The organism is Stenotrophomonas sp. SORGH_AS_0321 (assembly GCF_031453215.1).
Taxonomy (GTDB): domain Bacteria; phylum Pseudomonadota; class Gammaproteobacteria; order Xanthomonadales; family Xanthomonadaceae; genus Stenotrophomonas; species Stenotrophomonas chelatiphaga.
This window is the reverse complement of record NZ_JAVIZG010000001.1, coordinates 964,859-989,869: the sequence shown is the minus strand read 5'-3', so window position 1 is coordinate 989,869 and position 25,011 is coordinate 964,859. Positions and strand designations below refer to the sequence as shown.

The following is a 25,011-nucleotide window of genomic DNA, read 5'->3' as shown; positions in this document are numbered from 1 at the left end:
CGCTTATTCACATCATTTCCCTGAAAAGGTGTCGCTTATGTCTCTGCCCGCCCCCCCGGTTCCGGCCAAGCTGCGCGAGATGCTCACGGACTATCCCGGGCATATCGAAAGGCTGCAGGAGGTTCTCAACAGGTCCGTTGAACGATCTCGGAAAGTCCCTCTTATGCCTTTCGATGACGCGATCTCAGACTTGGAAGGACGATTGGGGACATTCATCAGCGAAGCACGTGCTGAGCTTGTCAGCGCCCAGATCTCGGCTGATTCTGAAGCGATTACGCGAGCTGTTGAGAAAGAACGACTAATGTTCAGCGCGTCCTTCAAACGGCATTGGCTGGATGATGAGCCTCTCTACAACTACTTTATGGCGATCGGCGGATGAACGATCCCGATAGCCGGCTGGCCCCTGAAGTACACGCAAAGCGACTCGTCGAAAACGTAGTCCCAGGAAGTGGATTGCAGGAAGCAAGCCCCCAAGACAGTCCTAAAGCGATCCTGCTAGCGGGACCATCCTCGATACCACCCTGGGCAATGGTGACAGCGCCGTCACACTGATCAAGGACCTCCAAGCCAAAGGCTATCAAGTCGAGATTCGCGGCGTCGTTGCACATGACCTGAAAAGCGAGCTTGGTGTAGACAGAAGGTTTTCCAGAAGTCTGGATGCAATGGCCATGGTCGTTACGTCCCCGAAGAAGTACGCACTCATGTCTATGGAGCGCTCCCTGGGAAGAGGTAGCGTGCAGCCCGTATCAGGCGAGTGCCAAGTGACCGGCAGGCGTCGCAGGTACGGGACGGCGGTGCAGCCGTTGCCCCCGCCCACCGGCAGTGCCACGATTCATTTTCTGTCGAGAATGGTCGTTGAACAAGCGCAAACAACTGCAGATACTCTTCGATATGCAACCCGCTTGAAAGGTCTCGACCATGCCCCTGCCCCCTCCTCCAGTACCAGCCAAGCTCCGTGAAATGCTCAAGGACCATCCGAGGCATATCGAGGAATTGCAGAAAGCCCTCAATTCGGTGAATGGGCGCATGAAGTCTGTCCCGCCTTTCGAGGCTGCAGTCTGGGCCTTGGAGGACTGTCTCAGCGGCTTCATCAGCGAAGCACGCGCTGAACTGGCAGCCGCCGAAGCCTCGGCTGATCCACAGGTGATTGGCAGGGCAACTGAAAAAGAGCGGCTGATGCGATTTGCCAGATCCAGCAATATCGGCATGGCCAACCTCGACGATCTGTGGGTACACCTTCAAGCCAACGAGAGAAGTCGCTGATGAGTACTCGCGGTGGGCGCCTGACGGAGGATGCGCACGCACTGCGCCTCCGCGAGAAGATCATCCCAGACAGTGGATTGGATAGCCGCGCTTCACATGATTCGCCTAGAGCCATCATACTTGCTGGGCAGCCCGGTGCCGGCAAACGCGGCTTGGCGCGCGAGGTTACGAACGAGCTTCACAGGGATGTAATCAAAATCGACCCGGATGAGCTGCGTGACGCACATCCTGACGTCGAACGCCTACGCCAGCAACACCCCTACACCTGGGCTGGTCACACCCATGAAGATGCCAGTCAATGGGCCAAGGAATTGCGCGCCGCAGCGATTGAGGGCCGTAGAAACATCATTCTCGACACCACGCTGGGCAATGGTGACAGCGCGGTCACGTTGATCAAAGACCTACAGGCCAAAGGCTACGTGGTCGAGATTCGCGGGGTCGTTGCGCATCGACTGGAAAGCGAGCTCGGTGTGGACGCTCGTTTTACAGGGTCCATCGATAGCAGAGGTTACGGCCGCTACGTCCCCGAGGATGTACGCCATCAGGTTTATGATGCGCTCCCAAGCAACCTGGACAAGGTTCATGCCGAGACCGGCATCCCTATCCGGCTCTACGGGCGTGAGGGTGGACAGGTCTACGACAGCCACAGCGATGCCCGGTTGCCCGGCACGGCCCTGGAGGCGGAACGTAAAGCACGCTTAAGCAATCCTCGCATTACCGAGGCTCTGCGCGATGACTGGCAAATGCAGGGCCGCTGGCACGCCGAACTACCCGATACGCTGCCCAACAATCGTCATGTAAGTCCAGCCACTGCGACAGCGGTGTTCGATGAGCGCGCCGCGCTAAAGGTCGTCGAAGGCATCGCGCCCCTCATCCGAGAGGCGCGCACCATCGACCACACCGTCCGCGTGCGCCCGAACATGGTGCGCGGAGCGATGGTCGGCGGCACAGCCGCGACGGCCTTTGAAGCGGTAACGGAGGGGGCCAAAGTGGCAGACCTCTACGCGCGCGATAACCGGACTGGCGCGGAGGCTGCACTGCTGGACTTCGGCGCACGCAGTGTCGGCGGCTGGACCGGTGCGGCGGTGGGCGCCAAGGCTGGCACGCTGGCAGGAATCGAATCCGGCCCCGGCGCGATTGTCACCGGCATCATCGGTGCAGGATTGGGCGCTTGGGGTGCCAGCGAAGTTGTGGATTGGATCGAGAAGTACCGGATCAACAACCAGACCGACAGCGCCGGCAGGGTCTGGACGTTTGATCCGGAGCATCCCGGCAAGGGCTGGACGCACAGCGAGAGAGCAATCGTGGGGACAGTCGGCACGGTGGCGGATCGGCCGATCTACGGCGCCACTACACAGCTCACGGCCGACCCGGCGTTGACCCAGGAGTTGAATTACAAAGCGTCCAGCAGAGCGGTGGAACTGCGCCTGTCAACGCCCGACCTGCCAATCGATCCGTACCGCATCGACAGTGACGCCACCGATACGCCCAGCCTCCTTCCACGCTCGTGGGAGCGTACCCCAGACAGTGGGGAATGGCGGCGTGAGGTCGTCCATCAGGTCTATGAGCATGGCATCAAGAGCACAACCGTGGAGGTGGCCGATGCCACCAAGGCGGCCCAGCTTGATGAGATCGCCTGCGGCATCATGGCCTTCAATGCAGCGCGTAGTCCGGTCGCCTTCGCCAAGCAGTATGAGCAAGCGTATGCAGAGCAGGGTTGGTCCCGGCACGGACCGATTCCTGAGGCAGTGGCGTGGGCCCGTGATCATCCGGATCAGCTGCTTGCCTCGGATGGCCGCACTTACCAGCACAGGCCGGATGGCCAATGGCTGCAGGACGGGTATACCCATGACTCCTTGGCCGATGGGAACGTTCGCGATGAATTGAACGATACCTACCTGCAGATTCAAGCCATCCAGAAGCAGGACGCTCCCGTGCCCGGCTCCCCGGTGCCCGAGGCAGTCGATGATCCTGCCGAGCGGGATGCACTCCAGTCGACGCCGACGACACCCGCCACGCCAACGCAGCCGGGCCATCCCGACCATTCTCTTTATCAGCAGGTGCGCGACGAAGTAGCGGCACTGGACGCCCGACATGGGCGCAGCTTTGATGCCACCAGTGAGCGGATGACCGCCAGCCTGCTGGTGCTGGCCAAGGACAATGGTCTGGATCGGGTGGACCACGTCGTGCTGAGCAATGCCACGACGCACGAACAAGCTGGGCACACGCTGTTCGTGGTACAGGGCGAGCCGGGTGATCCTGCGCACCAGCGCGCCTCCATGCCAACGGTGCAGGCGGCCCAGACGCCGGTGGACGAATCAATGCAGCAGTTCCAGGTCGTCAGCCGGGAGCATGATCAGCGTTCACAGGTGCAGCAGCGCGACCAGCAGATGCACGATGAGCGCATGCAGCAGGAAAACCACGGACGCGCGCTCAGCATGGGTTGATCGCCACACTCGGTCACCGGGCCGGGCTTGTCGCCCCGCCCCCTTGAACCACCTCCACCCGCAACTGCACACCCAGCGCCCGCATCACGCCCAGCACGCTGTCGAAGTACAGGGGACGGGTGCCATTCAACTGCCGGCGCATGGCTTCATCGCTCAGCCCGCACTCGCGCGCCGCATGCTCGATCCCATGCAGCTCGGCCGCCAGCAGCAGCGAGCGGGCGAACGTGGATTCTTCATAATTGGCCATGTGCAGGCGGGCATCCAGATACTCGGCCGTCTCGGCGGCGCGCGGGTTGGCGGCGCGGGCATTGGCACGCTCGTGGGGCGTCATTGCTGGCTCCACATGGCATCGGCCGATGACCGCACCAGGTCGCGCCCGGACAGGATCAGCCCTTCCACCATCAGGCTGGTGACGCAGCCTTCCGACTGCACATCCTGCTTGCCCAGATGCACCGCGTGCAGGATTTCGAAGATCGATGCCAACGCCTGCAGGGTGCGAACGGGAACGGCGATCAACGCGGCGCGTTGAGGTTCTGCCGGGCTGTCTTCAGCGGTGGCTGCGGCCTCACAATCGATGTCTGAAATCAGGCGCAACGGCACCACCACGTGCTTGTTGCTGCGTGATGTTTCAAACGCTTCCAGCCGCCGCTCCAGGCGCTCGATGAAGTGCGGTGGGAAGTCGAGCATCTTGTCGCCCATCAGGGCGTACAACCGCTTGGCGGCAAGGGGGTAATGCGATTTCATCGGCGTACCTCACACGGCTTGAGGCCACCTGCGCCGAGGCGCAGGGTGGCGGGCGATGCGGGTTGCCATACCGGTTGAACTTAGGAAAAAGACCGGCGGATCAGGGATCCCCCACATCGCCCGCCATGAGACCGGCAAGCGATGCAGCGCATTCTCCGCCGTGCCCAGAGGGCAAAACAGAGCCAAATCCTAAGTTCATAACAGGATGGCAATCCCGGCTGACGCTCTTCGTCGCCAGCGTGTCCATACCATCAGCCGCAAGCCCTTGCGTACATGGGCGAAACTGCAAAAGTGACGCCCGATAGACCGAGCGCTCAGCACGGGGGGCGCACGCATCTCGAACTCCTTCCGCGCCCTCGCACCCGGGCGATGCCACGCCCAACGCGACACGCCCCTCCCGTAGTGTCGAGCACGGCTCGACACCTACCTGCTCCACGGTAGTGACGGCCGCTGGCCGTCAGCTCCTGCTCTGGTGGGTGACGACCGCTGGTCGTCAGCTCCTGCCCGGGTAGGTGACGACCGTTGGTCGTCACGCTTTTGCCCTTGCCGCTGCGCTCGCCGAGCACGGCTCGGCGCTACCGCTCCTGCTTTCCCAACGCGGCCATATAGGTCAGCAACCTCAGCCGCCCGCTGGCCCGCGCATCGGTACCAAGCGAGTTCCAATAGCGATCCGACAACGCCCGCGCCAGCGCCGTATCGCCACTGGCCCACGCCGCGTACTGCATCGCCCCGAACAGGTAATAGCCCGACCGCGCATCGGCAAGCAGGCCGACACTGTGCGGGCCTTCCAACAGGCGCTGGCCGCTTTCCAGAACCTGCGCGTGATCGTCCGTGGCCGCCGCGGACACCAGCGCCAGTGCATCAATAACCGTGGGATCGCGCAGCGGACATGGGCGCCACGTCGGCCGCACCCACAGCGCCTCGCGCTCGGCAGGCGCCAGGAACGGCACCGTTTCACCGGCCAGGAAGAACACCAGCCCGGCCGTTTCCAACGGGGTGATTTCCAGCTCACAACGCTCGCCCAGTGAACGCAGCGCATCGGCCAACGCATGGTCGCCACCGCCGGGCAGGTCTGCGCCGTGTTGCAGCCGCTGCGACAACAGATACGCAGTGCTGCGACGTTGCAGCACCTGCAGGTTCAGCTGGGCGCCCTCCGCCGGCGGTACGCGAGGCTCCGGCCCGCCCCATGCACGGGTGAGCGGCCAGGGCGCCGTCATGATCGATTCCACATCCCCCACATACCCCTGCTGGAAGCGTGCGATGGGTGCGCGCAGGGTCAGGATCGGGTGGTAATCGGAATGCCGCGGCGAAGGATAAAGCGCCGGGTAAGCACGCAGCGCGGCATCCCCCATTGCGTAGGTATCCCGCAGGTCATCCAGGCCGTGCACACCCACCCGCGCCAGCTCCGCACGCAGCGCCGGATGTTCGAACACACCCGCATTGAGTTCGGGCAGTTTTCCCTTCGGCGTGGCCACGATGATCAGGTCTGAATCGTTGGCCAGGTAAGCACGCACATCGCTGAAATGATCGACCAGCCCGTCCAGTACGGAAGACACCAGTTCCGGGGTGATTTCATACAACTGCAGCCACTGCACGAACAGCCCACCCTCGTTGAGCTGCCCCGGCACGAACGCGTAGAACTCATCGCTGAACAACGACGCGGTGCCGCCCACCCAAGGGTTGGAGGGTTCGGAAATGATCAGGTCATAGCGGCGCCCGCTGCCGGCGAAATGCGCCTTGGCGTCATCGATGACGATGTGCGAACGCGGATCGTCGTAGGCGCGGCTCACGCGGTCGCCGAACAGACGCGCGCCCTCCACCATGGCCGGTTCGATCTCCACCGTATCCACTTGGCCGACGCGCGGATCGCCGAGCAGGGTATGCGTGGTCAGCCCGGAGCCGAAGCCGATCACACCCACCCGCTCGAAGCCATGGCCGAGCGCCAGCGGCAGCGCACCGAGCAGCACCATGGTGGACTCATCACCGCTGGGCTCCTGGTCAACGCTGACCGTCATGCCCGCATCCACCTTGCCGTTGGTAGCGATGGAGCGCACCGGCCCGGCCCCGCGATCGGTCTCGAACACCGAAACCGTGGCGGTCTGGCCGTCCTTGAAGAACAGCATCTTCGCGCTGTCATGCAAGCGCGCACCGCCATGCCTATAGACCGAAGAACTGAGTACCAGCGGATCAAATCGCACCAGCGCCACCGCCGCGATTACGCCGGCGACTCCAAGGCCCATAGCGAGCGCGGCGCCGCGGTAGCTGACGACCGGCTCGTGGTCGGTGGCAACTTGATCCTGCTGGGTGGCAACCTGCTCTTGGTGGCTGGCGACTCGCGAACCTCGGTGGGTGGCGACCCGCTGCCCTTGGTGGGTGGCGGCCGTTGGTCGCCACGGTCTTGATCCTGCCCCTACCCCCACAACCCCACCCGGCCACAACAACCACACCCCCAACCCCACATCCACCACCGCCGCCACCAGCAGCGCGTACTTCAGCCCCAACATCGGCATCAGCACATGTACCGCTGCCAGCACACCGACAATAGCGCCCACCGTATTGAACGCATACACCTGGCCGATGACCTTCTCGCCGCGCCCCTGCCGCAACAGCGCCAGCGTCAACAACGGCAGCGTCATGCCCGCAAAGAACGCAGCCGGGAACATCACCAGCACCGCAATCACCGCACTGGCAACGCTGTACAACCCGTAGCCTTCGGCACTGCGCACGATGACGCGCATCAGCCAGCCGACCCATTCGAACGCCTGCGCGTACACGAACATTGACGCCAAGGCGGCCAGCCCCATCAGCACCTGCACCCACCCGGCTGCCCGCAGCGGCGAGGCCATGCGGTCGGCGCGATGGCGCAGCCACAGCCCGCCAAACGCAATGCCGGCAATGAACGCAGCGAGCATCAACTCAAACGAATGCAACGTGGTGCCCAGCGCAAGCGACAGCATGCGCACCCAGGTGATTTCGTAGACAAACGAGCTGGTGCCAGTAAGCAGCGCAATGCAGAGCACTGCGGCAACCGTGCGATCCGTGCGACCCGCTCCACCCGGAACTGTTGCAATCTCAGACGGACCGCCACCCGGCTCACCCGCGCGCGCCAGCGGGTAGATCAGCACAGCCACCAGCACATTAAGCGCCCCGGCCACCATCACCGCGCCCGGCAGTCCGAGCGCCGGCAACAACAGATACGTGGACGCCAGCGCGCCAGCCGCCGCGCCGATGCTGTTGGCGAAGTACAGACCAGCAAGCACTTCCCCCTGCGCCTGTGGCTGCACCCGCAGGTAACCGGCGCTCATCAGCGGGAAAGTGGCGCCCAACAGGATGCATTGCGGCAGCACCAGCACCGTGGCCAGCCCCCAGCGCAATGCCGTGGCGCCCTGCCCTTCAAGGTCGGGCAGCAGGTGCGCGTAGGCCCAGCCGGTGACGCCCTGGAAGATCCCGTCGAAGGCGAGGCCGAGCAGGCCGATCAGCAGTTCGATGACAGCGTAGGCCAGCAGCGGGTAGCGCCAGTTGGTGCTGCGGCGGCTTGCCCACCATGCGCCGATGGCCATGCCGCCCATGAAGAGCATCAGGACCAGGGATTGGGCATGGGATGAGTGGCCGAGGAACAGGCCGAGGTACTGGCTCCACAGGGACTGGTAGATCAGGCCTGCGAAGCCGGAGAGGATGAAGATGGGGAGGAGGAAGAGGTGTCGGCTAACCATCCGCCCAGCCTAACCCAACACCTCACTTTGCAATCAACGCTCCACGCGCAGACACTCGGTCAGATAGAGCGCGCTGGCTGAAAGACCCTAAGCAGTTTTTCTCCCGTGGCACATTCCTTCGAGCAATACTGAACTACCCAGTAAAGCGACGCGCCCCATTCATTTTTCGAACGATGGAAGCGTAACCTGCCATCAAAAAGTGTAAATGCTCCAAAAGTTCCTGAGCCAGATCGAGAAGCGCCGCATAAGCTCAGGTGCGCACCACGGTACGGGAGTAGAGTCAGCGTTGGCAGGCCGAAAGTGCTGGATTGTCAGATCAATCGTTCGATGACGCACCTATGGCTACCGCGTTGAGATCCACTTGTGGCTGAAATCGTAGTCAGTTTTTCGACGGCGCCGGCCCAACACGTCTGCTTAGCCCGGCCGCAATCTGCCAAGCTCAATAAGGGCAAAGTACGACCCAGCAAACGACGGCGATCAACAACGGGAGACGCTCTCACTTTTACTTAAAAAGAGAACGCCCGATGCATTGCATCGGGCGTCCTTGACGACCGGAGGGCGGCCGTATTGTCTGCCATCGGCAATAGCCTAATGCAGAAAGGGTCAGAACAATTACGGCGCTACGGCCTGGCAGCTACCCGGACGATACTTCGGATCAATGGTGCCGCCGCAAGCCCAATCAACGGTGCCGTTGGTGGCGTTAAGGGTGCCTTTCAGCGTGATGGTCTTGGCGTCAACGTCACTTCCGATGCCCTTCGCGGTCGCAGTAATCAGACCACCGTCACCGTACTCCACTTTGTCCACGTACTTCGACGTCTGAGCCTGGAAACCCGCCCAGCTAGCCGGAGGCAGCGTGTTGTTCGACGAAGCGTATTCGGCAACGGCCGTGCGCACAGCGGAAGCGGCCAGCACGACTTCCGAAACCTTTGATTTCTTGGTGTAGTCGGAGTAGGCCGGCAAAGCGATGGCGGCCAGGATGGCAATGATCGCGACAACGATCATCAGTTCGATCAGGGTAAAGCCCTTCTGGTTCTTCATTTTTACATCCCCAAGGAATTAAAAGGTATGGAAAGGTACTGCTGCCGGAGCCGGTGGTCCCACCGGGTGAGCGGGCCGCAGCGCCTTGCAGGGGAATACTTAGCAGGTTGCGTGCCAACTTCCCCGGCACACCCTCGTCACCCCCCCGGCGGCAATGATGCCAGCATTTCCCGATTTGGAAAGCCCTAAAGCGGGTTTTTGCGATGCACCCGACGATGTGACGCAGCACGTCAACTTTGGCCCATGACATCCGTCCGAGCGCGTCACCTCAATGCCGCACTGCCCAGACGGATCGGAATCCGCTAGCATCCCCGGCTAGATGCCTGCTGGGGATGGCAGGCCGGGGAGCCTAGAAATGTCAGCAAGTCGCAGTGCGATGAAGAAAGAGCCCGTGGCGCGTAGCACCATGGAATTGGCGCCGTTTGTCTGGGAGGGGACCGACAAACGTGGCGTCAAAATGAAGGGGGAGCAGCTGGCCAAGAATGCCAACCTGCTCAAGGCTGAGCTACGCCGTCAAGGCATCACGCCAAAGATTGTGAAGCCAAAAGCCAAGCCGTTGTTTGGCCAAGCTGGCAAGGCAGTGTCTGCCAAGGATATCGCCTTCTTCAGCCGCCAGATGGCGACCATGATGAAATCCGGCGTGCCGATCGTTTCGTCGCTGGAAATTATTGGCGGTGGTCATAAGAATCCGCGGATGAAGAAGATGGTGGACACCATCCGCACCGACATCGAAGGCGGCTCCTCGCTACATGAGTCTATTAGTCGTCATCCTGTCCAGTTTGACGAGTTGTATCGGAATCTGGTAAGGGCGGGCGAAGGCGCAGGTGTTCTCGAGACTGTTCTTGACACGATCGCCAACTACAAAGAAAACATCGAAGCCCTGAAGGGCAAGATCAAGAAAGCGCTCTTCTATCCGGCAATGGTAGTCGCAGTGGCCCTGATCGTATCCGCCGTGCTACTGATATTCGTCGTGCCGCAGTTCGAGGAAGTCTTCGCCGGATTCGGTGCGGAGCTTCCTGCGTTTACGCAGATGATCGTTGGCCTTTCCCGGTTCATGGTGGCGTGGTGGTGGCTCATCAGCATATTTATCGTCGGCGCCATCGTCGGCTTCATCATGGCCTACAAGCGCTCACCGCGAATGCAGCACGGTATGGATCGTCTGATCCTGAAAGTGCCGGTAATCGGCCAGATCATGCACAACAGCTCGATCGCCCGCTTCGCCCGTACCACGGCGGTGACCTTCAAGGCCGGTGTGCCGCTGGTGGAAGCACTCGGCATCGTCGCCGGCGCCACCGGCAACAAGGTCTACGAAGAGGCCGTGCTGCGCATGCGTGATGACGTGTCGGTCGGTTACCCGGTCAACATGGCGATGAAGCAGGTCAACATCTTCCCGCACATGGTGGTGCAGATGACGGCCATCGGCGAAGAGGCCGGCGCCCTGGATACCATGCTGTTCAAGGTGGCCGAATACTTCGAACAGGAAGTGAACAATGCCGTCGATGCGCTGAGCAGCCTGCTGGAACCCATGATCATGGTCTTCATTGGCGTGGTCGTTGGCGGTATGGTGATCGGCATGTACCTGCCTATCTTCAAACTCGGCGCGGTGGTTGGATAACACATGGCATTTCTAGACCAGCATCCGGTCCTCGGCTACCCCGCCGCGGCCGGCCTGGGGTTGCTGCTCGGCAGCTTCCTCAACGTCGTCATCCTGCGCCTGCCCAAGCGGCTGGAATGGCAGTGGAAGCGCGACGCGCACGAGGTGCTGGAGCAGGAGGACATCTACGAGCCGCCGCCGCCTGGCATCGTGGTGGAGCCTTCGCACTGCCCGCACTGCAAGCACAAGCTGTCCTGGTACGAGAACATCCCGCTGTTCAGCTGGGTGATCCAGGGCGGAAAGTGTCGCCATTGCAAGGCCCCGATCTCCATCCAGTACCCGCTGGTGGAGCTGCTGACTGCTGTGCTGGTACTCGCCAGCGTGTGGCAGTTCGGCTTCGGCTGGCAGGGCTTTGGCGCGATCGTGCTGTCCTGCTTTCTGGTGGCGTTGTCGGGCATCGACATGCGCACGCAGCTGCTGCCGGACCAATTGACCCTGCCTTTGATGTGGCTGGGGTTGATTGGCGCAGTCGACAATCTGTACATGCCGGCCAAGCCTGCCCTGCTGGGCGCGCTGGTGGGCTATCTGTCGCTGTGGTCAGTGTGGTGGATCTTCAAACAGCTGACCGGCAAGGAAGGCATGGGCCACGGCGATTTCAAGCTGCTGGCCGCGCTGGGCGCGTGGTGCGGGCTGAAAGGCGTGCTGCCGATCATCCTGCTGTCGTCGGTGGTGGGCGCTGTGGTGGGCTCGATCTGGCTCTACAGCCGGGGCCGTGACCGCGCTACGCCGATTCCCTTCGGCCCCTACCTGGCCATCGCCGGCTGGCTGGTCTTCATGTGGGGCGAGCCATTGATCGACGGCTACATGGGATACGCCGGCCTGCGATGAGCCGGTTCGTCGTCGGCCTGACCGGGGGCATCGCCTCCGGCAAGAGCGAGGTGACCCGGCGCTTCGAGGCGCTGGGGGTTACCGTCGCCGACGCCGACCTGGCCGCGCGTGCGGTGGTGGCGCCGGGCAGCCCGGCGCTGGCGATGATTTCCGAACGATTCGGGCCCGGCATGCTGCTGGGCGATGGTGCGCTGGACCGCGCGCGGCTGCGTGCCCACGTGTTCGCCGATGTGGCCGAACGCAAGGCACTGGAAGCGATCACCCACCCCGCCATCCGCGAGCTGCTGCGCAGCCAGTGCGAGCAGGCCCCGAGCCCGTATGCCATCGCCGCCATTCCGCTGCTGACCGAGGCTGGCGGGCGTCATGTTTATGGCTGGCTGGACAGGGTGCTGGTAGTGGACGCGCCTGAGGCGCTGCAGCTTTCACGGCTGATGCAGCGTGATGGCAGTGACGGCGTGCTGGCGCAGCGGATGATCGATGCGCAGGCCACTCGGGAACAGCGGCTGGCGTTGGCTGATGACGTGGTGACCAATGAGGGTCACCCGGATGCGCTGCAGGCGCAGGTGGAGCGGTTGCATGTGGCTTATTCGAGGCTGGCGTTGACACGCCAGTAGCCGTATTCCTTGTCCGCCTATGTTTACGGCCACCCGCATGGATCCCGGCGCACTAGCCTGACCGGCGGAGCCAGGCGCGCCCTGCACATGTTGACGGCGACTAAGCCGGAGCCCCCGGCGGCGATGGTTGATGCCCTCGGGATCCGTGCGTTAGTAGCACTGCCTCAATCTACAGGGAGAGGCGGACCTACCTGACTATTCACACGCAGGTAATTGTCGAGCGAACCATTGGACTCTTCACCCCATCACCGTCTTCCAGGTAGCGGTCCAAGACGATGACGCTACCAGGAACCGGGCGCACCACGGTACATCTCGCGACTGCGTCAAGCGTACCAGGCGTGGTGCCCGGGGAAGTGTACTGCGTCGAGTTCTGGCTGCAGAGATAGCCTTTCGGACAAGAAACAACCTTGCTGCGCAGGTAAAGGGGATAGGTCGGAGACCCAACGAACTGCAGGGTGTAAGGGATCGAAGTGAGATGCGGACCACTCACCGGGGGCAAATCAGTGATCGTCAGGGGCCGGCAATCGGTTTCACCATTCTTGTATGTGCGATACCCCTTCTCCACACCCTTCATGGCCGCCGAGCGGAACGCGGAATCCTGAAGTGCTTGGGCGTCCTCGATGTTGCTATGGAAGGCTACCTCCACCAAGGCTGTCGGCATCTTTGCTTCACGAACTTCAGCCTTGTTACTGCCATTGACAAGGTCTGGCCTGATGATGAAATCCGCGTACTTTTCCAGTGCATTTATCTGCTCTCTCATGTAACAGAGGATATTATTGGAGAGCTGCACGGAGGATGGATCATCCAGTTTTGTCATAACCATGGTCCCGCGCGCGGTCGGTCCGGCCCCATTGGTGTGCAAGGAAATGAATGTCTCAGCGTTAATGTAGTTGGCGTACTTGGCACGCGCCATCAGGTCTTCGTCGTATTCGCGGAGGTTGCGCCGCGACGGATCTCGAGGATTGCCGTTGGGGTAGATGTTCCAGATGATGGCGCCCTGATCCGGGAGAAGTCGCTTTAAATGGTAGCGAGCCGCAAGTGCCGATTCGGACAGACCGCTCTCCGGGTCGATACTCGCCACGTTGATTGCCCGTGTGTGCCGGATATCGGTAGCAAAGCCACTGCTCCTAGCCGCAAGCCAAGTTCCCAGCATTGAGGCGTAGGACGGCGTTATGAAGTCTTCGTGTACGTCAATTGTGCCGGCATAGGCCTCAGGACGCTCGTACTCCCAAGACTTTGTCCCGTAGTGGAAGTACTTGCCATGACCGGGATTGATGACGATGAGGCCAGGCGTAGCAGCATCTTCGGCGCGAGAGCTGCTGTCGCTCCTTCGTTCTCGCAAGTACTCGGGCGGGAAAATCTCATTGATGGTCTTGCCCCCGATCCGGGCAATCACGTACTTGAACCCGACAGAACCTGAGAGATAGTTGTACAGCTCGGCCTCAACCTCCGCTAATTTGTCGCCAAAATCTTCACTGAACTCAGTCTGCCCTTTAGGGATAAATCCTGAATCCAGATCTATCCAAACAACACCTGTAGAGAGATCGGGAGTGATCCTAGCGGTTACATGCTTCTCCTGACCTGGAAGCCGTGGCTGCTGATCAACAAAACGCTGCAGCTCTGGCTCCAACTGCCTGAAAATCGTAATGCTCTCTGCCACAGACGGGAGCGAGCGCTTTTCCTGAGCCGGTGGTGATGTACTTGCACTGGCAGTGAATGCCAAAAACAGCGCCAATCCCGAGGCTATACGGCCCGGCTTATTATCTTTTACAGCGAACATCAGGCATCTCCTTCGCAGAGGAATCCCCCGTATTCGAGCGTATCAGCAAAGCAACCCTACGCTCTAAGAACTGCCGCTACACGGGTGATGAAATGAGGCCGAGAAAAGCGACTGGCGAAGAAGCGACAGTAGCTACGGCCGTGTCTTTAGTGCTTTATGCGCGCCTGGCGGACAACTTTTCTGGCCAGATCAGGCGTCGATGGGGGGTACCGAGACATTCAACGCCCGAAAGGGAACACTTTGCTCCAACCTTCCACGAGCTGTTGAGCAGCCCTGCGAAAGAACCAAGGACTCTTAGGTGATGGCAGCGACCATGGGGCCACGGTCTCATTCGGCCCTTTGTATGAGGTCAATTGCGCGCAGCACATCGTCGACCTGCGTCCTCACCGCCAACTCTCGATCGCCCAGCTCACCATGCGGCCAGACCAGCTCCTCGAAGCTGCGGTCGCTGCAGTGAAATGCTTCAAGACAGAGATCGAGCATCATCTCGCTACCGGCTTGGCACGCCGCTCCAGTTCGGCACGCTGCGACCGACATGCCGGCCTGCGATGAGCCGGTTCGTCGTCGGCCTGACCGGGGGCATCGCCTCCGGCAAGAGCGAGGTGACCCGGCGCTTCGAGGCGCTGGGGGTTACCGTCGCCGACGCCGACCTGGCCGCGCGTGCGGTAGTGGCGCCGGGCAGCCCGGCGCTGGCGATGATTTCCGAACGATTCGGGCCCGGCATGCTGCTGGGCGATGGCGCGCTGGACCGCGCGCGGCTGCGTGCCCACGTGTTCGCCGATGTGGCCGAACGCAAGGCACTGGAAGCGATCACCCACCCCGCCATCCGCGAGCTGCTGCGCAGCCAGTGCGAGCAGGCCCCGAGCCCGTATGCCATCGCCGCCATTCCGCTGCTGACCGAGGCTGGCGGGCGTCATGTTTATGGCTGGCTGGACAGGGTGCTGGTAGTGGACGCGCCTGAGGCGCTGCAGCTTTCACGGCTGATGCAGCGTGATGGCAGTGACGGCGTGCTGGCGCAGCGGATGATCGATGCGCAGGCCACTCGGGAACAGCGGCTGGCGTTGGCTGATGACGTGGTGACCAATGAGGGTCACCCCGACGCGCTGCAGGCGCAGGTGGAGCGGTTGCATCACGCCTATCTTCAGTTGGCGGGTGCGTTGGGCTGATCACCTGCGCCGGGTTCGGCGAGCGCAGCGGTAAGCAATGGAGCAAGAGCAAGACGGCCAGCGGCCGTCACTACCGAAGCGGGAGCGGTAGCGCCGAGCCGTGCTCGGCGAGCGCAGCGGTAAGAGCGTGACGACCAACGGTCGTCACCCACCAAAAGCAAGACGGCCAGCGGCCGTCACTACCGAAGCTGGGCCGGTAGCGCCGAGCCGTGCTCGGCGAGTGCAGCGGCAAGAGCGTGACGACCAACGGTCGTCACCCACCAGAAGCGGGACGGCCAGCGGCCGTCACTACCAGGCGAGGGCTGACGGCCAACGGTCGTCACCCACCGAGAGCAGGACGGCCAGCGGCCGTCGCTACCCAAGGCGTCATTACCCTACGCGGTCAGGCGAGCAGTTTGGGGGCGAAGGTCAACGTGGCCACTACGCCGCGGTCGCCGCCGGGGCGCACGCTTACCTGCCAGCCGTACAGGTCGCACAGGCGGCTGACGATCGACAGGCCGATGCCACCGCCCTGCGAGTGGCCGGCATGCGTGCCGCGGTAGCCGCGCTGGAACAGCTTGGCGGCATCTTCCTCGCTCAGGCCCGGGCCGCTGTCGGCGACCGATACGGCGTTGTTGCCGACGTTCACCCGCACTTCGCCGTCCTGCGAATACTTCACCGCGTTGCCGATCAGGTTGCCCAACGCCACCGACAACGCAGATTCCGGTGCGTCCACGATCACGTCGCGGGCGCCTTCGAGGGTCAGCGTGATCGGCTTGCCCCCCAGCTGCGCGCGGTGCGAATCCAGCAGCTGTTCGGCTACCCGCGCCACGTTGCTGGTGCCCTGCCCGCGTTCGTTGCGCGACAACAGCAGCAACGCACCGATCAGATCGCTGCACTGCTGTTCGGCGCGCTGGATCCGCTGCAGGCGCTGCAGCACTTTTTCGTCCAGGCCGGGCCGGGTCAGCAGCAGTTCGGTGGCACCCCGGATCACCGCCAGCGGCGTACGCAGCTCGTGGCTGACGTCGGCATTGAACTCGCGGTCGCGCTGTACCACTTCGGTCAGCCGCGACGAATAATCGTCCAGCGCCTGCGCCAACTGGCCCACTTCATCGTCCGGGAAGCGCGGCGCCAGCGGTTCGGGATCGCTGGTGCCACCGCGATAGGCGCGCAGCCGCTTGGCCAGATCCGATACCGGTTTCATCACCTTCGACGCCGACCACCAGCCCAGCACCAGCGACAGCAGGCTGAACACCAGCACCGACAGGAACAGCGCGCGGTTGAGCTGCGTCTCGCCGCGCAGGCTTTCGGTCATGTCGTAGGCAAGGAAGAACCACGCCTGCGGCGTCTTGCGCACGGCGAGCTTGTACGAATACGGCTGGCCGCGATCATCGGTGCCACTGACGCTGTGGATGCCGTCGGTGAACTCATACCAATCGGGCTCTTCCTGGCGCAGCGCTTCGAAGCGGTCCGGCTTGACCAGCCGGGCGAACATCTGCTGTACGGGAAGATCGGGATTACGACTGGAATCAGACGCAAAACGCCGCGCATATTCGTCGATATTGCGATTCATCACGTCTTCGACGAGCTGGTTTTCCACTCGCATGCGCGCCCAGTTGGTGGCGAACGCAAACAGCGTGGTCAGGCAGAAGCCCAACAGCACGAAGGACACGATGATGCGGCTGCGTAGCCGGCGACGATACGGTCCGCGCCGGCGTGGCCGCCTGGGTGCTGCGTTTTCAGGCATCCGGCGCGGCGATCCGGTAACCGATGCCATGGCGGGTCTGGATCATCGGCACCTCGAAGGGCTTGTCCACCACCGCGCGCAGGCCATGGATATGTACGCGCAGCGAATCCGAATCCGGTAGTTCCTCGCCCCAGACGCGGGTTTCCAGCTCTTGGCGGGTCACCACGGCCGGCGAGGCTTCCATCAGCGCCTGCAGGATCTTCAGTGCGGTCGGATTGAGCTGCAGCAGCTTGCCCTGGCGGCGCACTTCCAGGGTGTCCAGGTTGTATTCCAGGTCGCCGGTTTCCAGCACGCGGGTCTGCACGCCCTTGCCGCGGCGAGAAAGTGCATTCAGGCGCACTTCCACTTCCTGCAGCGCAAACGGCTTGATCAGGTAATCGTCGGCGCCGGAATCGAAACCGGCCAGTTTGTTGTCCAGCGAGTCACGCGCGGTCAGCATCAGCACCGGGGTCTGCTTGCGCGCTTCGTTGCGCAGCTTGCGGCAGACTTCGATGCCGTCCATGCCCGGCAGGTTGAGGTCCAGCACGATGGCGTCGAACTCGTGCACCACGGCCAGGTGCAGGCCGGTTACACCGTCCGCGGCGAAGTCCACCGTGTGGCCGCGGTCCTCGAGGTAGTCGCCGAGGTTGGCGGCAATATCACTGTTGTCTTCGATGACGAGAATTCGCACTGGGACCTCTGTTTCATGATGGGGTGCCGGTTCGGCATGGCCGCAACCCGCAGGTTGCGACCCGGGGCCTGTTGCCGGCTGACGCCAACCATACAGACCTGGGCATTAACATTTCACACGAAACCGCGCGCAGGGCGCGTCAAGGTCACCGATTGGTGTGCTGGAAGCGACGCAGGCCTTCCTTGGAGTCTTCCTGCATCTTGCGACGCTGGGCGACGGTCAGGCACACCCGCTCCGGCCGGTTGCTGCCAGTGGCGCGCTCGCGACGGCAGACCATGCGGCTGTCGGCGTGGGCCCGGCTGAGGATGGTATTGACCACCGACTGGTCGTTGAGGATGTCGGTCTGGGCCTGTGGCGTGGTCTGCTCGACGCTGTCGTGCTCGCCCAGCCGGGTGCGGATGCGGTTGATGGCCGCGCTGACCTTGCTTTTGTCTTCCAGGCTCACTTCGCTGTAGTGCTCGCTGTACAGCGCGCGCTCCACACCCGCGAGTTGCTCCTGGGCCGAGGCCCGCACGTTGAGCTGGACCGGCGCGGCCGTGTTGCCGGCGGCCGATTCAGACTGCACATGGGCATGCGCGGAAAGGCTGGCCAGGCCGAGGGCGATGGCAAAAGCCATGGCGTGAAGCGTTTTCATCCGGGTCTCCTCCTTGAAAGAACCCTGACTGTAAGAGTCATGTGAGGAAGGAATCAAGGGAGGAAAGTACCACCGTGCGGTGGAGGCAGAAGAACGGGCGCACCAAGCCTTCATGCGCCCGTTCATAGCGAGGTAACGCTGCGGCTCAGAGCGTGCCGGCCTTCGGGTTGACACGGTTGTAGTTACGCAGCGCATCGGCGCTGTTTTCGCGCGCTTCACGACGCTGGGCAACGGTCATGCAGACATTGGTATGGCGGTTGCTCCCGGTCAACCTCTCGCGCTGGCAGACCATCCGGCTGTCCGCATGGGCGCGGGTCAGGATCGAGTTGATGAGCTCCTGGTCGTTGAAGATCGCCGTGCGCTCGGCAGGATTGGCCTCTTCGACGGTCTGGTGTTGACCCAGGTTGTCGCGGATGCGCGCGATGGCTGCGTTGACCTTGCTCTTGTCCTCGACGCCGATCTCGCTGTACCGCTCGCTGTGCAGGGCCCCTTCCACGCGGGCCAGCTGCTGGGCGACCGATTCCTGCACGTCCAGCTGCACCAGCGCGGCATCGCTGGCCGGCTTGGCATCAATCTTGGCGTGGGCGGCGCCAGTCACACCGAAGGCGACGGCGAATGCTGCAATCAGAACCGACTTCATCTGTGCTTCCTCCATGAACGAAACCCAACTGTACGAGCGATGGTCGGACCGATCAAGCGCAGGGGTGCCGGCTGGGGCAACGCGTAAAAAAGACCCGGACGTCTCCGTCCGGGTCTGAAGTTTCATATCCCGATACCGATCCTGCTGATGAGGCAGAGCTGCGGTGTGATGGACGATACGTCAGCGGCGATTAAAGGGTCGTTAAATCGGCCTCTCACGCTTCAAGAGAAATAATATTTCTTTTTATTTCAACGACTTACGATCTTCTCGACATGCTGGATGATGCGCCCGGCAATATCCACGTTGCAGGCGCCTTCGACCCCTTCCAGCCCTGGCGTGGAATTCACTTCCAGCACCAGCGGGCCGCGCGCGGAGCGGATCAGGTCCACCCCTGCCACGCTCAACCCGAGCGCCTTGGCCGATCTCACTGCCACCTGCGCCTCGGCACGACTGGCCTTGGCGGGCTGGGCGGTGCCGCCGGCGTGCAGGTTGGAGCGGAAGTCGCCTTCCGGTGCCTGGCGCTGCATCGCGGCCACCACCTGGTCACCGACCACCAGGCAGCGCAGGTCCGCGCCCTGGGCTTCGCCGATGAACTCCTGCATCAGGAAGTTGGCATACAGGCCGCGCAACGCATCGACGATGCCGCGTGACGCGCTCGCCTTTTCGGTCAGGATCACCCCCCTGCCCTGCGTGCCCTCGTTGAGCTTCACCACGTGCGGCGGCGGGCCCAGCATGGACAGCAGGTCGACGGTGTCATCCGGGTTGTCGCCGAACACCGTGATCGGCATGTCGATGCCCTTGGCCGCCAGCAGCTGGTGCGCGCGCAGCTTGTCGCGCGAACGCAGGATGGCGTCGGAGGGATTGGGCGTGCGCGCGCCCATCAGTTCGAACTGGCGCAGCACGGCGGTGCCGTAGCGGGTCACCGACGCACCAATGCGGGGAATTACCGCATCCACGCCGGTCATCGGCCGACCCTTGTAATGCATGGTGAAGCCGTCGGCGGCGATGCGCATGTAGCAACGCAGCGGATCGAGCACGCGCACGGTGTGGCCCCGGCTGCGCGCGGCCTCCACCAGGCGGCGGGTGGAGTACAGCTTGCTGTTGCGCGAAAGGATGGCGAGTTTCATCGGGGCCGGGCCGTGCGGAAGCGCGAAGCATAGCGCGCAGCATGTAAAAGGGGACGGAGGGAATTAAGTCCTTATCAGCCTGATGTGCGGTTAGCGACTTAATTCCCTCCGTCCCCTTTTTTGACGGCGCTCAGGCGGGTGACGGCGGCGGTGGCATCGGCAGCACTGCTGAAGTTGGCGAAGCCCAGCAGCAGGCCGGCTTCCGGGGAGGGTTCCAGGCGCCAGTGGCTCAGCGCTTCGGCCGCCAGGCCATGGGCGCGGGCGGCGGCGGCGAGCGGCACGTCGTCTTCGCCCAGCGGCAGATGCGCCAGTACGTGGATGCCGCCGGCCTGCGGCTGCACCTGCAGCCAATCGCCAGCCTCGCGCGCCAGCGCATCCACCAGATACCCGCGACGCTCGGCATACAGCGCGCGCATGCGCCGCAGATGACGCACAAAGTGGCCCTGGTCCATGAAGTCCGCCACGGTCGCCTGCGGCAGGATCGAACCGGCGCCGGGCAGATGATTGACGGTGTCGTGGAAGGCCGCCACCTGCGACGCTGGCACCACCAGGTAGGCCAGCCGCAGGCCCGGGAACAGCACCTTGCTGAAGGTGCCGGTGTAGAGCACACGCTGTTCGCGGTCCAGGCTTTTCAAGGCGGGCAGCGGGCGGCCGTGATAGCGGAACTCACTGTCGTAGTCGTCTTCGATGATCCAGCTGCGCTGGCGCTGCGCCCATTCCAGCAGTTCCAGCCGACGCGGCAGCGACAACGCCACACCGGTGGGACTCTGGTGGGTGGGCGTGACCACCGCGAAGCGGGCATCCGGCGCGCGCCGCTGGGCGATGTCCACGTGCAGGCCTTCGGCATCGACCGGCACCGGCGCCAGGCGCATCCCGGTACGCTGCAGGAACTGGCGGGCGAACAGATAGCCTGGATCTTCAAACCAGCCCACGTCGCCGGGCTGCAGCAGCGTGCGACAGACCAGCTCCAGCGCGCCGCGGTAGCCGGCCGTGATGAACACCTGGTCGTGCGTGCAGCTGATGCCGCGCGAGATACCCAGATAGGTCGCCACCGCCCTTCGCAGCGGTTCGTGCCCGGCGGGATCCGGCGATGCCAGCGCCATCGTGTCCAGGTGCCGCAGGTGGCGCCCGCCGAGCCGCGCCCAGGTCTTGCGCGGGAATGCATCCAGTGCCGGCAGGCCGAGCTGGAACGGCAGCACCTGGCCGTCCACGGTCTGCGCATGCGGCACCGGCTGCGGTGGTGTGGACGCCGCTTCAGGGTGTGGGGGACTTGCAACAGCGCCGAGCCGTGGCGACACCACCGTGCCGGCCGCACCACGCGGGGTCAGATACCCCTCGCTGACCAGCATCTGGTACGCCAGTTCGATGGTGCCGCGCGCCACGCCGAGCTCGCTCGCCAACCCACGCACCGACGGAACGCGATCCCCGGCCTGCAGCTTCCCGGCCGCGATCGCCTGGCGGTAACGGTCGTACAACTGCAGGTACAGCGGCAGGGGATCGTTGCGCAGCGGGCGCAGCAGCTGCGGGTCCACCGCGAATGTCCCAGTCGGCTTCACGATTCTTGGCACTGTGTACAGGGTCATCAGTCTCGTAGATTGGCGGCAGCTGCACAACGCCCCTCCCCTATCCAGGAACCTCCCATGAGCCTGCTTCGCCTTCCCTACTGGACCCTTTCGCCGGACGCCTACCAGGGCCTGATCGCTACCAAGAATGCGCTGGAAAAAAGCAGCCTGGGCAAGCAGTTGCTTGAACTGGTCTGGCTGCGGGTGTCGCAGATCAACGGCTGCGCGTTCTGCCTGGAAATGCACTCCAAGTCGCTGCGCGCCGGTGGCATGCCGGCCGCGCAGCTGGACGCGGTTGCCGGTTGGCGGGTCAGCGAGCGCTTCAGCGACCGCGAACGTGCCGCGCTGGCATGGACCGATTCGCTGACCCATGTTGACCAGACCCATGCACCGGACGCGGACTTCACGCCGCTGGCGGCGCAATTCAACGAGGTGGAAATCGCCGACCTGACCTTCGCCGTCGCCCTAATGAGCGCCTTCAACCGGCTTGCGATCGGCATGCGGCAGTGAGTTGGGCCCATTGGGTTGACGGCCTGTCGGGTTGACGGCCCGTTGGGTTGACGGCCAGCGGCCGTCACTACCATTTTCAGCAGAGGATTCGATGAACATCCTGCATATCGACTGCAGTGCGCGCGCGCACTCGCACAGCCGTCAGTTGTCGGCGGGCATCCTCGCCCATCTGCTGCACCTGCATCCGCAGGCGCGCGTGGTCCGTCGCGATCTGGGCCAACAGCCGATCGCACACGCTGGCGATGGCTATGCCACGGCGCTGGCCTCACCGGCGGCAATGACGGCGGCACCGCACCCGGATGCGGTGCGGTTGTCCGACGAGCTGATCTGCGAGCTGGAAGCGGCGGATCTGGTGGTGATCGGAACCCCGATGCATAACTTCACCGTGCCATCGGTACTGAAGGCATGGATCGACCAGATCGTGCGTATCGGCCGCAGTTTCGCGGCGACGTCGGAAGGCAAACAGGGATTGTTGGCGGACAGGCCGGTCTTCGTCGCCGTGGCCTCCGGCGGGGTATACAGCGGCGAACGCGCCAGCCAACCGGACTTCCTGACCCCCTACCTGCAGGCCGCACTGGGCTGCGTGGGCGTGCATGACCTGCGCTTCCTGCCGTTGCAGGGCACCGCGTTCCTGGACGCCGACCGCCTGCTGCAGTCCCGCGCTTCGCTGCTGGCTGCGCTGTAACGCAGACCGTGGAGCGGGTGAAGGGAATCGAACCCTCGTCAGTAGCTTGGGAAGCTACAGCTCTACCATTGAGCTACACCCGCAGCGCAGGGCGACAGTGTAGGCGGCGGGCCATGAAAAGCGCAATCCGCCGCCGTGCGGGAATGACGGCCAGCGGCCGTCACTACCTGCTGCGAATGACGGCCAGCGGCCGTCACTACCTGCTGCGATGACGGCCAGCGGCCGTCACTACCTTCAGAATGCGCCGCTGAAGCTGGCGAAGATCGAGGTGTCCATCGCCTTCTTCTGCATCGTGGTGGCGCTCAGGCCGATGTTGCTCTGCAGGCCGAACAGTTCCATGCGCGCACCCAGGATGGCGGTGGCGTAGTCCTTGTCGAACTTCAGGCCCGGCACGCGGTAGCTGCCCACGCCCGGCAGGCTCTGCAGGAAGGCGCTGGCGTCCTGGCGGTCTTCGAACTCATGGTCGTAGGTGACCTGCACGTACGGCTTGATGCTGCCGCCGTCCAGGCGCGCCTGCCAACCCAAGCGGCCAACGGTGGAATCGGCATCCTGGTCGTTGTAGCCCAACGCGGTGCTGCTCGGGTTGCTTTCCAGGTAGCCGTCCAGCTTGACCTTCTGCCAGATCACCGCGGCCACCGGGCCGTGGCGGAAGCTGCCTTCCTGGCCGAACTCGTAGCCGGCATTCAGGGCCGCGGTCAGGTTGCTGCCTTCCGGCGAGCCGGTGTGTTCGCGGGTGGCCGGGCCGAGGTGCACCTTGCGGGTGACGTCGTAGTCCAGCCAGCTGTAGCTGACCTGGCCGTTCACCCACGCACGCTCGCCATACCAGCCGGCGAACAGGCCCACGGTGGTGTCGGACTGGGTGAAGTCACCCTGGCTGTTGCCGAAATCGGCATCCATGCGGCCGTAGCCGGCGAAGCCGCCGACGACCATGCCATCACGCGCCCAGTCGATGCCGAACAGGCCGGCCGGGGCCAGCCCGTCGTACAGATCGGCGTGGTCGTAACGCTGCATGTCGCCACGCACGCCGCCCCACCACGACAGGCCATCGGCCGGTGCACCGCCGAGGTGCAGGCTGACCTGGTCGGCACGCGAACGGCCGATGGTCTGTGCCGAATGGGTCAGCACCTGCTGCAGGCGCGGGGCTTCCAGCACCGAAATGGCGTACTGGCCGAGCATCTCGTGGGTGGCCGCGGACGGATGGATGCCATCGGCGAACACGTAGGCGGTGGCCGCATCCGGGGCCACCAGGCTGGTCGGGTTGCAGGTGACCGACGAAGCCACGGTGCACGCCGCGTTGGTCACGTTGCGGAAGCCGTAGGTGGCCGGGGAGGCGACGATTTCACGCAGGATGGTGAAGGTATCCAGCGGGATGAACTCGATGCCTGCCTGGGTCAGGCCGCCATACAGCGCGTTGTTGTAGGCAGTGGCCACGGCGGTGTACTGCGCCATCGCGGCCGGGCCGCCGGCACGTGCCATCGGGGTCAGGCCGATGTCGGGCAGGTTCGGCACCACCACGTACTTGGCGCCTGCCGCCTGCAGGCTGCCGACGATGCCGATCTGGCTGGTCACCGCCGCGCCGATCACCGCCGGTGCCTGCGCCGGCGAGGTGATGCCGAACAGGTCGTTCGCGCCGCCCCACACGGTGTACAGCGCGTTCGGATCGGCCTTGCCGCCATTGGCGGCGAGGTAGCGGCTGGCCTGGGTGGCCAGCGACGGGGTCGGACCGAGCGGACCGACGACATCGGTAGCCACCGTGGCGCCACCGGCAGCGTAGTTGTCACCGTTCTGGCCGTTGCCGTTCGGGGTGGCGTTGGTGCCGTAGTAGTCGGCCACGTGTTCGGCCCATACCCAGGCCGGGTTGGTGGTGAACTTGCCGGTCACCGGCTGCACCGCAGGGGGCAGCAGCGGACGGAAGTAGCCGCTGTCGGTCAGGCTGTCGCCAAAGAACACCGTGCGGTTGAACGCCGGCTCGGCGGCCATGGCCGGCAGGGCGGCAAGGGCGAGCGCAGCGGCGATCAGCGTGCGGACGGGGCGTTTACTGGACAACATGGGGAGACTCCTGTGGGATCGATCGCCGGCAATACGCCAGCGCACGGTGCAATGGTTTCATCAGCGCAGGCAAAGTCACGCTGCGCCGCGGCATGTATTGTCGCCTGAAGCCCGCCCGCGGGCATGGATCGGCGATGGCTGGCAGCGTCTGGCTGCCCGAA

The 25,011-nt window shown here is 63.6% G+C and carries 23 protein-coding genes and 1 tRNA gene; 10 read left to right on the top strand and 14 right to left on the bottom strand.

The features are described 5' to 3' along the window. Positions 1-37: 37 nt before the first annotated feature. From QE373_RS04170 to QE373_RS04155, 4 genes are all read left to right on the top strand, one after another. The gene (locus tag QE373_RS04170; RefSeq protein WP_309683885.1) at positions 38-379 is read left to right on the top strand and encodes a hypothetical protein; all 342 of its coding nucleotides are present in this window, start codon (positions 38-40) and stop codon (positions 377-379) included. A 127-nt stretch (positions 380-506) separates the two neighbouring features. After that, complete coding sequence (locus QE373_RS04165) at positions 507-959, top strand: zeta toxin family protein (RefSeq protein WP_309689552.1); 453 nt, start codon at positions 507-509, stop codon at positions 957-959. Further along, the gene (locus QE373_RS04160) at positions 919-1,263 is read left to right on the top strand and encodes a hypothetical protein (RefSeq protein WP_309683883.1); all 345 of its coding nucleotides are present in this window, start codon (positions 919-921) and stop codon (positions 1,261-1,263) included. The genes QE373_RS04165 and QE373_RS04160 overlap by 41 nt, the downstream gene beginning before the upstream one ends. Further along, positions 1,263-3,710, top strand: a complete 2,448-nt coding sequence (locus tag QE373_RS04155) for a zeta toxin family protein (RefSeq protein ID WP_309683881.1) — start codon at positions 1,263-1,265, stop codon at positions 3,708-3,710. The genes QE373_RS04160 and QE373_RS04155 overlap by 1 nt, the downstream gene beginning before the upstream one ends. A gap of 13 nt (positions 3,711-3,723) precedes the next feature. Here QE373_RS04155 and QE373_RS04150 read toward each other — a convergent pair whose 3' ends face one another. The 4 genes from QE373_RS04150 to QE373_RS04135 form a co-directional block, all read right to left on the bottom strand. Next, complete coding sequence (locus QE373_RS04150) at positions 3,724-4,041, bottom strand: hypothetical protein (protein ID WP_309683879.1); 318 nt, start codon at positions 4,039-4,041, stop codon at positions 3,724-3,726. Continuing rightward, positions 4,038-4,454, bottom strand: coding sequence for a hypothetical protein (locus QE373_RS04145; RefSeq protein WP_309683877.1), 417 nt, complete (start codon positions 4,452-4,454; stop codon positions 4,038-4,040). The genes QE373_RS04150 and QE373_RS04145 overlap by 4 nt, the downstream gene beginning before the upstream one ends. 575 nt (positions 4,455-5,029) lie before the next feature. Further along, entirely contained in the window at positions 5,030-8,167 is a 3,138-nt protein-coding gene (locus tag QE373_RS04140) for a fused MFS/spermidine synthase (RefSeq protein ID WP_309683875.1), read from the bottom strand. A 612-nt stretch (positions 8,168-8,779) separates the two neighbouring features. After that, positions 8,780-9,205: a pilin gene (locus QE373_RS04135; protein ID WP_309683873.1), complete on the bottom strand. Its 426-nt coding sequence runs from the start codon at positions 9,203-9,205 to the stop codon at positions 8,780-8,782. A gap of 355 nt (positions 9,206-9,560) precedes the next feature. On the opposite strand from QE373_RS04135, the gene QE373_RS04130 reads away from it, so the two are divergent. The 3 genes from QE373_RS04130 to coaE (QE373_RS04120) are packed head-to-tail and all read left to right on the top strand — an operon-like array spanning position 9,561 to position 12,301. Next, positions 9,561-10,820, top strand: a complete 1,260-nt coding sequence (locus QE373_RS04130; protein WP_309683871.1) for a type II secretion system F family protein — start codon at positions 9,561-9,563, stop codon at positions 10,818-10,820. A gap of 3 nt (positions 10,821-10,823) precedes the next feature. Further along, positions 10,824-11,687, top strand: a complete 864-nt coding sequence (locus QE373_RS04125) for an A24 family peptidase (protein ID WP_309683869.1) — start codon at positions 10,824-10,826, stop codon at positions 11,685-11,687. Further along, on the top strand, positions 11,684-12,301 hold the full coding sequence (gene coaE / locus QE373_RS04120; protein ID WP_309683867.1) for a dephospho-CoA kinase: 618 nt from the start codon (positions 11,684-11,686) through the stop codon (positions 12,299-12,301). The genes QE373_RS04125 and coaE (QE373_RS04120) overlap by 4 nt, the downstream gene beginning before the upstream one ends. 199 nt (positions 12,302-12,500) lie before the next feature. Here the strand turns inward: coaE (QE373_RS04120) and QE373_RS04115 are convergent, their stop codons facing one another. Next, entirely contained in the window at positions 12,501-14,081 is a 1,581-nt protein-coding gene (locus QE373_RS04115; protein ID WP_309683865.1) for an N-acetylmuramoyl-L-alanine amidase, read from the bottom strand. Between the two features lie 327 nt (positions 14,082-14,408). Next, positions 14,409-14,567 (bottom strand): hypothetical protein, encoded by a 159-nt coding sequence (locus tag QE373_RS04110; RefSeq protein ID WP_309683863.1) that lies wholly within the window; start codon positions 14,565-14,567, stop codon positions 14,409-14,411. Positions 14,568-14,629: 62 nt separating this feature from the next. On the opposite strand from QE373_RS04110, the gene coaE (QE373_RS04105) reads away from it, so the two are divergent. Further along, positions 14,630-15,247: a dephospho-CoA kinase gene (gene coaE / locus QE373_RS04105; RefSeq protein WP_309683861.1), complete on the top strand. Its 618-nt coding sequence runs from the start codon at positions 14,630-14,632 to the stop codon at positions 15,245-15,247. A gap of 382 nt (positions 15,248-15,629) precedes the next feature. Here coaE (QE373_RS04105) and QE373_RS04100 read toward each other — a convergent pair whose 3' ends face one another. The 6 genes from QE373_RS04100 to QE373_RS04075 form a co-directional block, all read right to left on the bottom strand. Continuing rightward, entirely contained in the window at positions 15,630-16,973 is a 1,344-nt protein-coding gene (locus tag QE373_RS04100) for a HAMP domain-containing sensor histidine kinase (protein ID WP_057687382.1), read from the bottom strand. Continuing rightward, positions 16,966-17,643 carry a response regulator transcription factor gene (locus QE373_RS04095; RefSeq protein WP_057687381.1) on the bottom strand — a complete coding sequence of 226 codons (678 nt, stop codon included), beginning with the start codon at positions 17,641-17,643 and terminating at the stop codon, positions 16,966-16,968. The genes QE373_RS04100 and QE373_RS04095 overlap by 8 nt, the downstream gene beginning before the upstream one ends. A gap of 145 nt (positions 17,644-17,788) precedes the next feature. Continuing rightward, complete coding sequence (locus QE373_RS04090) at positions 17,789-18,277, bottom strand: hypothetical protein (RefSeq protein WP_309683856.1); 489 nt, start codon at positions 18,275-18,277, stop codon at positions 17,789-17,791. A gap of 145 nt (positions 18,278-18,422) precedes the next feature. Continuing rightward, positions 18,423-18,917, bottom strand: coding sequence for a hypothetical protein (locus QE373_RS04085; protein ID WP_309683854.1), 495 nt, complete (start codon positions 18,915-18,917; stop codon positions 18,423-18,425). Between the two features lie 248 nt (positions 18,918-19,165). Beyond that, on the bottom strand, positions 19,166-20,044 hold the full coding sequence (rimK, locus tag QE373_RS04080) for a 30S ribosomal protein S6--L-glutamate ligase (protein WP_309683852.1): 879 nt from the start codon (positions 20,042-20,044) through the stop codon (positions 19,166-19,168). 98 nt (positions 20,045-20,142) lie between these two features. After that, positions 20,143-21,627 carry a PLP-dependent aminotransferase family protein gene (locus QE373_RS04075; RefSeq protein WP_309683850.1) on the bottom strand — a complete coding sequence of 495 codons (1,485 nt, stop codon included), beginning with the start codon at positions 21,625-21,627 and terminating at the stop codon, positions 20,143-20,145. 57 nt (positions 21,628-21,684) lie between these two features. Here QE373_RS04075 and QE373_RS04070 point away from each other — a divergent pair, with 57 nt between their 5' ends. Both QE373_RS04070 and QE373_RS04065 read left to right on the top strand, forming a co-directional pair. After that, entirely contained in the window at positions 21,685-22,116 is a 432-nt protein-coding gene (locus QE373_RS04070; RefSeq protein WP_309683848.1) for a carboxymuconolactone decarboxylase family protein, read from the top strand. Positions 22,117-22,207: 91 nt separating this feature from the next. Then, positions 22,208-22,801, top strand: coding sequence for an NAD(P)H-dependent oxidoreductase (locus QE373_RS04065; protein ID WP_309683846.1), 594 nt, complete (start codon positions 22,208-22,210; stop codon positions 22,799-22,801). Positions 22,802-22,810: 9 nt separating this feature from the next. On the opposite strand, the gene QE373_RS04060 is transcribed toward QE373_RS04065, so the two are convergent. Beyond that, a tRNA-Gly gene (locus QE373_RS04060) sits at positions 22,811-22,884 on the bottom strand. A 151-nt stretch (positions 22,885-23,035) separates the two neighbouring features. Beyond that, complete coding sequence (locus QE373_RS04055; protein WP_309683843.1) at positions 23,036-24,850, bottom strand: autotransporter domain-containing protein; 1,815 nt, start codon at positions 24,848-24,850, stop codon at positions 23,036-23,038. Between the last annotated feature and the right edge of the window lie 161 nt (positions 24,851-25,011).